Consider the following 11,561-nt stretch of genomic DNA (forward strand, 5'->3'; position numbering starts at 1 on the left):
CTGACCTATGAAACAGCTTACCTATCTACTGCTGAGCTGCGCGGCCCTGGTCGCTAGCTGCTCGAAAGACAACGATGTCACGCCCTCCGGCCCGAAAGAGTATCAGGTAGAATACAAGGTTACCTCCAATGCTCCAACCTCTGACTACCTGAGCTATACCAATGAAAGCGGCGGCAATACGACGCTCAGCAACACGCCGCTGCCGGTGAGCTACAAGTTTAAGCGCACCATGAAGCAGGGCGACAACCTGACCATCCTGGCCAGTATCGACGGCGGCACGGCGGCCTCAGAAATCACCTGCTCTATCCTGCTGGATGGAAAAGAGGTTAAGAAAGAAACCGGCCAGGGCGTTGACGCGCAGGCCGTACCGGTGTATGTAATCGGTGAGTAGGTTTGTTACCACAGATGTAAAAGCATGAGCGCCAAGCATAATATGCTTGGCGCTCATGCTTTTATGCTTAAGATGATGACAGTCCTTCAATCAATGGTCAAAGGAACCTCTGAGCATCGTTTTTGCAACTAACTTGTGACACGACTACTAGATTAGCCTTATGATGACACCTCTTGAATTTCAACTTCGCTTTAAAGCCCGAGCGCCGCAACTGATGTGGTTACTTGGCGCGGGCGCATCTGCGTCAGCTGGAATCAAAACAGCGTGGCAAATGATTTGGGAGTTTAAGCGCATCATCTATGGCCTAGAAAAGAAGGTAGCAGATAGTAGAATTCCTACTTTATTAGACAGCAATACCCGTGCACTGATTCAATCTGTTTTAGACCAGACCAAGCGCTACCCCGCTTCGGATTCTGTTGAGGAATACTCAGCCTATTTTGAGTCTGCCAGACCTTCTCAATCAGACCGCCGCGCATACATTCAAGAGCAAGTGCGCCAAGGCCAGCCTTCACGTGGTCACTTCGGATTAGCTGCTTTGCTTTCAACGGGTCATTCTAAACTAATCTGGACTACCAACTTTGATAGAATGGTTGAGCAAGCTTACGCTGAGCTAAAGCGCTTCAATCTAACTGGCAACGACTTACTAACTGTTGCGCTTGATAGTGCGGATGCGGCAAGACGGGGTCTGAATGAAGGCAACTACCCAATGCTGGTAAAACTTCATGGAGATTACCAATCCGTGAGGTTAATGAATACAACCGATGAATTGAGAGCCCAGGATGCACAAATGCGTTCTGCGCTTACCCGCGCATGTGGTCAGTTTGGCTTGATAGTCGTTGGTTACAGTGGGCGCGATGATTCGGTTATGGACGCGTTGGATGAGGCGCTGAATGACCCGCAAAGTTTTCCCCAAGGAATATTTTGGGTAGTGCGTTCTGGAACAGCTCCTCTACCACGTGTTGCACAGTTCATTGAGAATGCCAAAAGCAAGGGAATCGAGGCAGATTTTGTAGAGATAGAAACCTTTGACGAGCTAGTAAGCGACTTGATTGGTTTGGAGAGCGCCGATTTTCCCTCGGCCCTAAATGATTATCTCCAGCAACTGCAGCCCCCGGTGAGGGATGCCCCCATCCCTGCACCGGCACCTACTGTGACGTGGCCACTGCTTCGCATGAACGCCCTGCGCATTAGCCATTTCCCAAAGACTTGTCGATTGATACCCGTCGGTAATCTTATTGACGGTGACCGTGCCGTACAGCAGCTCATTAATCAAGGTAACTACCAAATTATAGCCCGCCGATTTAGAGAAGGGATTATTGCATTTGGTGCTGATGAAGATTTAACGAATGCGTTTGCCTCTTGCATGGCTGGCGGCTTCGATTATTATCCATTTCAGCGCATTAATAGTCCTTCATCATATGAGTCACAAGAACACCGCTTAGTTCTAGATGCCTTGGCGCAGGCATTAATGCAGGGTGGCGGCTTGCGACTAGAGCGCCGTTTTGGCTCGCCTTTACTAGTCGCAGATGAACACGAAGCACCGGAAAGGTTCAGTTTTTTACGCAAATCACTGTCCTCAAGCTCCGTAGATGCACCCTTGTCAGGAATATCTAATGGCTACACTTGGCATGAGGCACTAGAATTACATCTAGAATTTCGACTTGATAGACTTTGGCTTGTTGTAATCCCCACGCTGTGGATAGATTCGCCGGAAACGGATTCTGACTCCTTACTTTCGGATTTTACTACTCACACAATTTCCCCAGAGTATGCAGCAGTGCGTGAGTTTACGCGTCAGCGTTTGCGAAATCGCTATAACGCTGGTTGGAATGCAGCAATTACAGGTTGGGTGAATGTTTTGCTTGGTGTGAATACAAGCAAGACTTTTAGAACATTCGATTTACACCGAGACGGTTCAGATGCCGTCTTCACGATTGAAAAAGACACCGCCCATAGCCGAAGAATTGCCTGATGGTACACTCCGCCGCATTGCCTGCTCACAGCCATATTGCAGAGCCCCCACTGTTGTTTCATAGCGAACGCAACAGCGACCAACACGTTCACCCGCTCCAAGGGCTGATTAAATTCGGTCCTTATTCGCGCTCAATAGAACGGCCTTTACCTGACCCCATACGTGTCGCCTTTATCATACCCAACAATGGCGCCGGTAAAATGCGACGGATATGGAATGGATTCTCTAGTACACTTACGCCCATCTATCAACGGGATTATCTGCCTGTATTTCCTGGCTTTGAGTCTGCCTTTAAGGTTCGCCTAGTAGCGGCCAAAGATTGTAATGTCTTATTAGACATACCAGATAATCTTGCCACTCAAAGCCAGCCGTACAAGATTCTGGCGGAATCATTTGCCCAAGCGATTGCTACGCTTAGTGCAAGAAGAAATGAGTTTGATGTACTCATTATTTACTTACCCTCTAGCTGGGCCAGTGGCTTTGTAGGAGGAGCCACTGACGATTTTGACTTACATGATTTTGTAAAGGGACTCACGGCAACCCATCAAATTCCTGTTCAGCTAATTCAAGAAAAAACCGCCGATTATGCTTGCCAAGCTAGTATAATCTGGAATCTCAGCCTCGCCCTATATGTGAAAGCAGGGGGGCTACCATGGCGGCTGGCTAATTCGCAACAGAGCACCGCTTTCATTGGCTTGAGCTACGCTCTTAAGCCTGGTGCTACTGACAACCGTTTCATTTCCTGTTGCAGTCAAATTTTTGATGATTCTGGTACGGGCTTACGTTTCTTAACCTATGGTACGGAAGCAGCTTTCGTCAAGCGGCAGAATCCCTTCCTATCCAGAAATGAGATGGCACGCCTAATGAGCAGGAGCCTCTCGTTATATCAGAATGACCGCGCCGGCCAGCTTCCGGCTAGAATTGTGGTACATAAAACGACAAGGTTTACGACGGAAGAAATAGCTGGCTGCCGCGAAGCACTTAAACGCGTAGGCGACATTGAGCTTCTACAGATACAGGAAGATACTCCGTGGCGCGGTATTCAATTTGTTCAGAATCTGGGTAGAGGGCAGTTAGGCGGATACCCTTGCGAAAGAGGAACCTATCTGCCTATTGGCCCTCGGGAGGTATTGCTCTGGACTTCTGGTGATTCGCCAGAATCAGCAATTGCAGGCAAAACCCACTTTTACAAAGAGAAGAATAGCATCCCCGCTCCTCTACTAATCCGCAGATTTGCAGGCCATGGAGATTGGCAGCAGGCGTGCAATGAAATCCTGAACCTAACCAAGATGAACTGGAATAATGACGGTCTCTATGACCGTATGCCAGTTACACTTTCCTACGCCAGTACGCTCGCTCGAATTATTAAAAGGATTCCAAGGCTGGCATCCGGAACTTACGACTTCCGGTACTTTATGTAAAGCAACAAGTTTTAGGTATCGATTAGTAAATCTTATCACTACCTATCCGCTATCTTGCCAGCCCAATCTAAAACCGGGCAAGTATACCTTATATATAAGCTGCATGGAAAAGTCTGTCGCTCTTGCCGTGAATCCGGTCGGTCATGCACTGGCTCACCACACCGGCGCGGCCGCCCGCTACGTCGAGGCTGGGCTGACCGGCGCGCCCAATACTGCCCGGGCGTACGCAGCACATCTCAAGCGCTTCAGCGCCTGGTGTACCGAGCACGGGTTCTCGGCACTGCCGGCCCCCGTCGATGCGCTGGTGGGGTTTTGCACCCACTTGGCCGAAGCGGGCAAAAAAGTCGGCACCCTGGAGCAGCATTGCGCGGCCATCAGCAAGGCCCACGCGGTGCGCGGCGTTGACTCGCCCACGGACGATAAGCAGTTCAAGATTTTCATGGATGGCGTGCGTCGGGTGCACGGCGTGCGTCAGAAGCAGGCACCGGCGTTTTCCATCGCGCAGCTCAAACAACTCGTGCGCAGCCTGGACGTGCAGACCATCACCGGACTGCGAGACCGGGCTATTCTGCTCTTGGGCTTTACGGGGGCATTCCGCCGCTCGGAGTTAACGGCTTTGAATGTGCAGGACCTGCGCTTTACCGAAGAATGCCTGATAGTGTCGCTGGGCAAGAGCAAAACCAATCAGTTGGGCGACTACGAAGAGAAGGCCATTTTTTATTCCCCTGAGCCAGCTGTTTGCCCTATACGCTCCCTGAAGGCTTGGCTGGAGCAATTAAAACGCGACGAAGGTCCGGTGTTCGTGATGTTGCGCAAGGGCAACCGGCTTACCTCAAACCGCCTTTCCGACCAGACCGTCAATACGCTTGTGCAACGCTATCTGGGTCCTAATTATACGGCTCACTCCCTTCGCGCTTCCTTCGTGACGGTGGCCAAGCTTAACGGTGCTGATGATAGCAAAATCATGAATCAGACGAAGCACAAGACCAGTGCGATGATTCGTCGTTACACACGCTTGGACAACGTGCGGCAGCATAATGCAGCTCAGGAACTCGGGCTATAGCTATTCTTTGTAATTACCAGCGGTGGCCAGCATGCGGGTACCAACTATTGTAGCTTCAAATAACGGTTGTCAGGGTCCAGTTGCTCTCCTACACTTACACGCACAGTGATAGTGTGCCTGGGTATTATCTGGATATTGGCTGGTACGCCGTCAAGATTACTAGCACGTGCCTTCTCCAGCAGTTGCTCAATTATTTCCTGCTTGCCGGTTACTATACCATCTACGAGTTGAAACTCAGCAGAGGCCGGGTCTGGTCTGAGCACAGCAGTCGGTACGAATTGCTGGGATGACCAATCGTCATCTAAAAAGTTTAGCGCGATAAACCAACTGAATGGCAGCGTGGCATGTAAAATTCCCGCGTGTATTGCCCCCAAATTGACAGGGTTATGCTCAGGGTCAGCCACGAATAAGCCGGCTTTGAGCGTCACCGACCCATTCGACAATGCCTGATGCAGCGCCATGCCCGCCGTGTAGTCGAAGATGTGCCGGTTGAGTTGCTTGTTGCGTAAGTAAGCAAGCTTACTGCTTACATCAGCTTCCATCTTCTCTGGTCGGGGACAGTAGAGCAAGTATTTCAAATACGGCTTACCAAACAGCTCCGTAAGCAAGAGTATTCGGGCGTCCTGCTCTTTGTCAGCGCTTTTGAAACGAGAAAGCTCAGTGTAGCGCAGCGGAACCTCCTGCTGGGGAAATAATCGTTTGGCCTGTAGCAGATAAGGACGTATCCAGGAAGTAGTGGGCTCTAGTAGGTTATCAAATACGAGACGAAGGCCAATATCACTCTGCGAGATATAGCGCTCATAGGTTCCGTTATGTTCGACTGTTTCAACCGAGAGTTGAACTCCTAGTAAGCCATCTTCCTGCGCCAAGTCGCGCCGGAGGTCTGCCAATGGATACGTCAGTTGAGTATCGGACTGCGTATCCTCATCCAGTAAGTCACACAGAAGCGAAGTCAGGTGAGTTTCGCTCCAAGGGCGTTTACGCAGTAGATGAGCAGCTACTACCCGGTCGATTTCATCAAGGTGTCGTAGCAGGCAGTTGAAAGCATTAGGCGTCAGCATACAGATAATATCATTAAGAGACTACTCACCAAATCGACTACTAACAAAGCTACCTGGTTCAAAGCAGCGGATGGTCGCACATTAATAAAAAAGTACCTGTTTCTTTAAATTGCCCACCTCAACAAAATTCAACGCCTCGGGCTTAACGGGAATTTTTGTTCTTACTCTTGCCCTATTCCTCCCGTTTTCTCAATCTTCCCGTACAGCTAATGATTGTATCGCTTACAAATAGCTCCCGACAGATTTCTCTGCGTAAGGTGCCTAAAACGTGTCCTTATTGCCATCATGCTATCACGCCAGATTACGTAGCAGGATTGACACGCCCTGGCGTAGGCAGTACCTTATCAAGTGCGGATATTACGTTTCAATGCCCAGCCTGTCGGCGGCTTTTTGTGGCCGGCTACCGGAAAGCAGATGCCACTATGGTTCTCAAATCTGTTCCAGCAAAGTTCTTGCTTGAAGGAGTTGCCAATGCTCAACCACAGCTGCAAGCGTTTGAGCCTGCAATACTTGACTTATCGCCAAGCTTTGCCGAGATATATCACCAAGCCCAAGCTGCTGAGCAGAATGGCTTGAACCAAATTGCTGGGCTGGGGTACCGTAAAGCACTCGAATTTTTAGTCAAAGACTACCTGATTCGGGAGAGCCCCGAGGATGCCGAAACTATTAAGCAGACGTTTTTGGGGCAATGTATTACCCGCTTGAAGGACGACCGGATACGAGCAGCGGTTGAAAGAGCTGTCTGGCTCGGCAATGACGAGGCTCATTACGTACGTCGTTGGCAAGACATGGATGTAAGTGATCTAAAAAGAATCATAGGGCTGGTATTGGCACATCTACATTTAGAAGACCAACACCAATTACTTCAACGGCAGATGCCTGCGCCTAAACCCAAATAAGCGAACCAACGGCTCACATTCCTGTGCCCAACTCTATTCCAGGCTGCGAAGCGCCTGAAGCGTTTCCCGGCCTAGGTTCGGATTCAGGGTATGGTTGGGCAGCAGCACGCGAGCAAACATCGTTTGACCCGTGATGACAGTACCAGCAGTAGCCAATTGGCTGGACGCAAATGCACCGCGGCGTGGCTGTTGTGCTTCGCTCACCCAAGGATAAAGCAGTAATCCGTGCTGGGCTCCCCACAGATGACAGTAGGCATACACCTGTCGAATGTCGTCTGGAGTTGGCTTTCCCCCCTTAGGCACCTTCCACTTCATATCAACAATACATGTGCGGGCCGGTCGGGGGTCGGTTGGGGTGGGCTGGATGGATACGACTACGTCGGGTCGAGCTTTGATAGTGGCCCAGAAGCGTTTCTCGGTTTGGGGCTGCACTATAGCGCCTGCCTGCGCAGCAGCCCGCCGCAGTAAAGTCTCCACATATTCCTCGTATAAACTATTCATGTCGAACAGCAGAGCCAGCGCCTGGGTCTTGCCTTGTTGCAGGCTTGGGCTATTAGCCCGCAACAGCAGCAAAGCCAAATCCAGTGCCGGTCCGTAGTGCGCTGTCTTACGGTTTAATACAGGGCGCTCTTGCGGAACCTTCACCTGTGGCAGTTCGGGCCAATGCAGCAACAGCGTACGAGCCCGGGCCGACACAGCAGCGCTGTACGCCTGGTCGGCAGCAACCTGCAAGGCCATTCGCAACAAGCAATTGAGCGGATGAACCCGGTCGTATACTTGGTGACGTGTGAAGAACCTCTCCTTATGTAGCAAGTTTTGGTTCAGGTGCTGCCCGAACATGAGCTGCCCTTTCAAGGCGGACCGGTTGCCTTCGGCCGAGTGGTAATGCTTGACCAGACCAGCCCGAAAGACGCCATCAGCCTGCTGGACAAAAGCGGCTAGAAACACATCCAGCATCTTATGCGGGGCGGCAGCCAGACCGGCAGGGCCGGGCACCGCGAGTGGCAGGTTGAGAACCTGCCGCAGCATACCAAGCAAAGCACTCCGCCACCGGTCGTGCACTGCTTTCAGCTCGTTGCCATTGCTGGCTCCCGTTCGATTTGGGTCGTCCGCTTTTGGCAATATTTCTACTGATAGACCGGGGAGTTGGATAATACCTACATACTCAGCAAACCGGATTCCCTTACGCTCTAGCGTAAACCAGCCAGCGCCGCCTTTTTGCTCAGTCTGCAGCTGCTCCAATGCTTGGGCGTGCCTGTCCTGCCAATTCTCAATCGTGGAATAACCTATGAACTGGTGCTCGAAAGCGACAATAGTTACTAGCGCGGCGGGCATCAGGCAGGAAGCGCCGGCACGGGGCTGGCCTCGTAAATGGAGCGAAAATCAGCCACCGTCCATTCATCCTCCCGAATGGCATAAAGCGTCCTTCCTTCCGGCTCGGTTTCATCGCCAAAAGCCAGCAAGGGAGAGGTAGCAACCACTCGCTCTTCCACAAAGCGAGGACCAAGGATTTGCCCTATCCGGCCCCAATTGCCGGGGAAAAATTCCTGCAGTTGCGGAATGACTTTATTGCGAAAAGCAGCTCGCAGGCCATTCAGGCTTCCTACCCCGAGTAGCCAAGCGTGGCCCAGGCAGTAATCCCTACCAAGCAGGTATTCTAGTCGCTGGTTGAGCGCAGCCAACAGCTTTTCCAGGTTGACCCCGGTGAAGTCGACGGCCGCAAATGCCGTTTCTATCTGCTGCTCGGTAGCCTCGGTACTGAGTGCATCCCACGCCGCGCGCTGGGCGGCCTCGCCCGCCAGTTGCGGGCACCCTAGCAAGTCAAAAAGCTGTTGCTCAACGGCCATATAGGCATCATCTTCCCATCTCATTTCGGCGTAGGGCGGCTTATGCCACAACCGGAAAATCATCTGGGCCGGCGACAACAAGCGAGGCTTTGGGGCCATTTCGACGAAGGAAAACCGCCGGCGCAACGCAGTATCCAAAGCTTCTACGCTACGGTCAGCCGTATTCATGGTGCCCAGCACAAATAAATTGGGTGGTACGCTGAAGGGCGGACGCGAATCCTTGGAATAAGGCAGCACAATGCTCAGTGCATTATCGGAACCCGCCCGCTTATCATCCTCCAGAAGGGTTATCAGTTCCCCGAAGATGCTCGCTACATTGCCCCGGTTGATTTCGTCGATAATCAGCACGTAGTTTGGAACAGTAGCGGAAACCGGTTCGGGAGCCTCCTCGTCTGCTACCTGCGCCCGCAACTCATCCAGGTGGGCAGCTTCATACGTTTTCAAGTCATTGAAAATAGCCCACTGCAGGGTTGCGTTAGGGCCACCTATCTCCAGCATCTTCTTGTTCATCGGGACGATGTCCGCGGCCTGCGCGTAGCGTTGGTATACGGCTTCCGTCCAGGCCGACTTTACATTGTACTGCAACGGAGCCGTGCCGTGCCGCACGCTGATAGTACCGTGGGGAGATACCGACGATACTACCGCTGAGTAATTACCCACAGTGGGAATGGAAACCGTACCGTCAGCACTAGCCGCCAGGCGGGCCATCAAATCGGCCACGTAGCCTCCGTACACCAGTTGGAAAGGCAATTTTTCCGTGGCAGCAGCTTCACCGCTGAGATTCGCCGACCGTTGCCAGTCACGGGTCGCCTCATCGGCAATAAGGCGAAACACGCCTGGCTCCACGGTGTAAGACACGTCGCCTTCGCCCGTCAGGTCCGGCTTGATTCCTTCGACAAAATCCTCGTAACTGAACGATTGGTGAAAGGTAACAAACCGGACTTGCTTGCGGCTCTTGTACATTTCCAGCACCCGTTGCAGGGTGCGGTGGTCGTGCCGGTAGCGGGCTTCTATTTCGGTAAACGGCTTATTTTCAATAAGCGCCAACGCCCAAGCCGCCGTAGCGTAGGTTTTGCCGGTGCCCGGCGGGCCGTACAGAATCTGATTCAGCGGGTGCAGCGAATTTACGGGCGCGGGCGGCACGGGCTGCGGGGGAATCAGTTCATCGCGCACTTCATCTTCAAGCCCGGTAAACGATTCATCCCGCAGCTTTTCAGCCACGACGAAGGCTTGCGCCAGCTGTTGCAATACAATCGTTTTGAGCGCCATTCGCCGGTTCAGGCCAGCATCTGGCCGTAGGTCATCCAGCGACAGCTGCGACAGCACCAGCCATTCCCCACCGAGGGTAGGGTGCGTCGTCAGCACGTCGGGAAACAGGCCCTGCCAGGCCCGGCGCAGCTCCAACGCCAGCTCGCTGGTGGCATCGGCCGGGCGGGGGTCGTCACGGCGGCGGCCAAACCACCGGTTTTTACCCCCTTCGCCGTTGCCCATCTTGAAGCCGAGGTACACATAGGCATCATCCTGAGGCAACTGCGCTAGCGAAAAGCCCATCATTTCGCTGTTGTCAGAATTCTTGAGTACCAATGTCGACCCTGGAGCGGCCCGTCCTGGTCCATTATCCCAGGTAACCAAGGCAAAACTGAGTGAGTCGCGCTGAGCACCGCGCTGCCACGTGAAACGCAACGGCTGCCCCGTAAGGCTACCGGTATTGCGCACGATATAATTGGCATACTGCACGACGATAGGCCCCACTGGCAGGTCGTTATCATTCAGTAAGTCCAGTAATGCTTTTAACGGGGCAGCCTCGATAAGTCGAAGTTCACTCATAAGTCGGAGTAACAGAAGTAGCGCCAGGCCGCAATGGCCGGATGGTAAAGGAGCACGTTGGCAAGGTAAGAAACAACACCTGCTGAGCGCCGCTTCCGTGCGGGCATCTTTAGTACATTTAGGGTTCCGTCTGATTCCTACCCAGTCCTACCCTGCTATGATAAAGAAGATACTCAAGATTCAGAATGTCGGGCGCTTTAAGACCTTCCCACCTACTGGTACCAATACTGGCCATTGGAATCAAGAGCTGCCACGAGCTGTCCTCATCTACGGCGAAAACGGTACCGGCAAAACCACGTTGGCACAAGTATTCAAGTCGCTGCAATCTGGCAACGCTGACGTGAATAAGAAAAAAAGCTTTTCCGCCACTGCCAACTGCGAGGTAGTGTTTCTGGTAGACGGCTGCACTGGTCAGGTGCGCTTCGATGGCAGTAACTGGAATCAGCCCTGTGACAACATTGAGATTTTTGATGCCCACTTCATTAGCGAAAACGTGTATGCGGGGCACGAAATCGGCTCAGAGCAAGAAAAAAATTTGTTTGAGTTGGTAGTAGGCAAGCTGGGGGTACGGCTAAAAAGCTCTATTGCTGCCATAAAAGAAACCATTAAACAGAATAACAAGGATGTTGCAGAGGCCAAGCGCAGCATCACTGCCAAGGTGGGTGGTGGCCTGACTCCGGAGAAGTTCGTACAACTTGTACCTGCGGATGACCTAGAGGCGCAGGTAAGGCAAAATGAGGTCGACCTAGCAAAAGCAAGGAATCTGGCCACCATCCGGCAAACAGCAACCTTAACTCCGCTATCCACGCTTGAGCCAGCCCACTCGCCAGACCGGGTACGGCGCGTGTTCGAATTCACTATCGAGCGCATCTCTGAAGAGTACGAGCGTCTACTGGCTAACCACAAAGCTCACTTTGCCGAAAGTGCCGACCCTGAAGCTTGGTTGGCTTACGGCTGGCAAAACGTGCAGGGAGAGGAAGCTCGGTGTCCTTTCTGCCAACAGCCAGTCGGTGAGCACCTGGCTATTATTAAAGCGTACAGTTTGTATTTCAACGAAAAGTATGCCCGATTAGTCAACGA

9 protein-coding genes are annotated in these 11,561 nt (G+C 52.3%); 6 read left to right on the top strand and 3 right to left on the bottom strand.

Going from position 1 to position 11,561, the window contains the following annotated elements; genetic code table 11:
* The first annotated feature begins 7 nt into the window (after positions 1 to 7).
* The 4 genes from I5L79_RS21285 (at position 8) to I5L79_RS21300 (ending at position 4,847) form a co-directional block, all read left to right on the top strand.
* Positions 8 to 391, top strand: a complete 384-nt coding sequence (locus tag I5L79_RS21285; protein ID WP_196957107.1) for a hypothetical protein — start codon at positions 8 to 10, stop codon at positions 389 to 391.
* A 160-nt stretch (positions 392 to 551) separates the two neighbouring features.
* Positions 552 to 2,363 carry an SIR2 family protein gene (locus I5L79_RS21290; protein ID WP_196957108.1) on the top strand — a complete coding sequence of 604 codons (1,812 nt, stop codon included), beginning with the start codon at positions 552 to 554 and terminating at the stop codon, positions 2,361 to 2,363.
* Complete coding sequence (locus I5L79_RS21295; RefSeq protein WP_196957109.1) at positions 2,363 to 3,784, top strand: argonaute/piwi family protein; 1,422 nt, start codon at positions 2,363 to 2,365, stop codon at positions 3,782 to 3,784. The genes I5L79_RS21290 and I5L79_RS21295 overlap by 1 nt, the downstream gene beginning before the upstream one ends.
* Positions 3,785 to 3,887: 103 nt before the next feature.
* The gene (locus I5L79_RS21300) at positions 3,888 to 4,847 is read left to right on the top strand and encodes a site-specific integrase (RefSeq protein WP_196957110.1); all 960 of its coding nucleotides are present in this window, start codon (positions 3,888 to 3,890) and stop codon (positions 4,845 to 4,847) included.
* Between the two features lie 44 nt (positions 4,848 to 4,891).
* Here I5L79_RS21300 and I5L79_RS21305 read toward each other — a convergent pair whose 3' ends face one another.
* Positions 4,892 to 5,908 carry a hypothetical protein gene (locus I5L79_RS21305; RefSeq protein ID WP_196957111.1) on the bottom strand — a complete coding sequence of 339 codons (1,017 nt, stop codon included), beginning with the start codon at positions 5,906 to 5,908 and terminating at the stop codon, positions 4,892 to 4,894.
* A 209-nt stretch (positions 5,909 to 6,117) separates the two neighbouring features.
* Here I5L79_RS21305 and I5L79_RS21310 point away from each other — a divergent pair, with 209 nt between their 5' ends.
* Positions 6,118 to 6,807 (top strand): DUF4145 domain-containing protein, encoded by a 690-nt coding sequence (locus tag I5L79_RS21310; RefSeq protein WP_196957112.1) that lies wholly within the window; start codon positions 6,118 to 6,120, stop codon positions 6,805 to 6,807.
* 33 nt (positions 6,808 to 6,840) lie between these two features.
* On the opposite strand, the gene I5L79_RS21315 is transcribed toward I5L79_RS21310, so the two are convergent.
* A complete protein-coding gene (locus I5L79_RS21315) occupies positions 6,841 to 8,142 on the bottom strand; it encodes an McrC family protein (RefSeq protein ID WP_196957113.1) in 1,302 nt (433 codons plus the stop codon).
* Positions 8,142 to 10,481 carry an McrB family protein gene (locus tag I5L79_RS23400; protein WP_231403249.1) on the bottom strand — a complete coding sequence of 780 codons (2,340 nt, stop codon included), beginning with the start codon at positions 10,479 to 10,481 and terminating at the stop codon, positions 8,142 to 8,144. Before I5L79_RS23400 ends, I5L79_RS21315 begins: the two co-directional genes overlap by 1 nt.
* A gap of 157 nt (positions 10,482 to 10,638) precedes the next feature.
* Between I5L79_RS23400 and I5L79_RS21325 the strand changes: the two genes are divergently transcribed.
* Positions 10,639 to 11,561, top strand: a 923-nt coding sequence (locus I5L79_RS21325) for an AAA family ATPase (protein ID WP_196957114.1), incomplete at its 3' end; no start/stop codon positions are given.

This window comes from Hymenobacter guriensis (assembly GCF_015773195.1).
GTDB lineage: Bacteria > Bacteroidota > Bacteroidia > Cytophagales > Hymenobacteraceae > Hymenobacter > Hymenobacter guriensis.

Coding starts and splice junctions, on each gene's coding strand:
- I5L79_RS21285 (WP_196957107.1), top strand. CDS start 8: ATGAAACAGCTTACCTATCTACTGCTGAGCTGCGCGGCCCTGGTCGCT.
- I5L79_RS21290 (WP_196957108.1), top strand. CDS start 552: ATGATGACACCTCTTGAATTTCAACTTCGCTTTAAAGCCCGAGCGCCG.
- I5L79_RS21295 (WP_196957109.1), top strand. CDS start 2,363: ATGGTACACTCCGCCGCATTGCCTGCTCACAGCCATATTGCAGAGCCC.
- I5L79_RS21300 (WP_196957110.1), top strand. CDS start 3,888: ATGGAAAAGTCTGTCGCTCTTGCCGTGAATCCGGTCGGTCATGCACTG.
- I5L79_RS21305 (WP_196957111.1), bottom strand. CDS start 5,908: ATGCTGACGCCTAATGCTTTCAACTGCCTGCTACGACACCTTGATGAA.
- I5L79_RS21310 (WP_196957112.1), top strand. CDS start 6,118: ATGATTGTATCGCTTACAAATAGCTCCCGACAGATTTCTCTGCGTAAG.
- I5L79_RS21315 (WP_196957113.1), bottom strand. CDS start 8,142: ATGCCCGCCGCGCTAGTAACTATTGTCGCTTTCGAGCACCAGTTCATA.
- I5L79_RS23400 (WP_231403249.1), bottom strand. CDS start 10,481: ATGAGTGAACTTCGACTTATCGAGGCTGCCCCGTTAAAAGCATTACTG.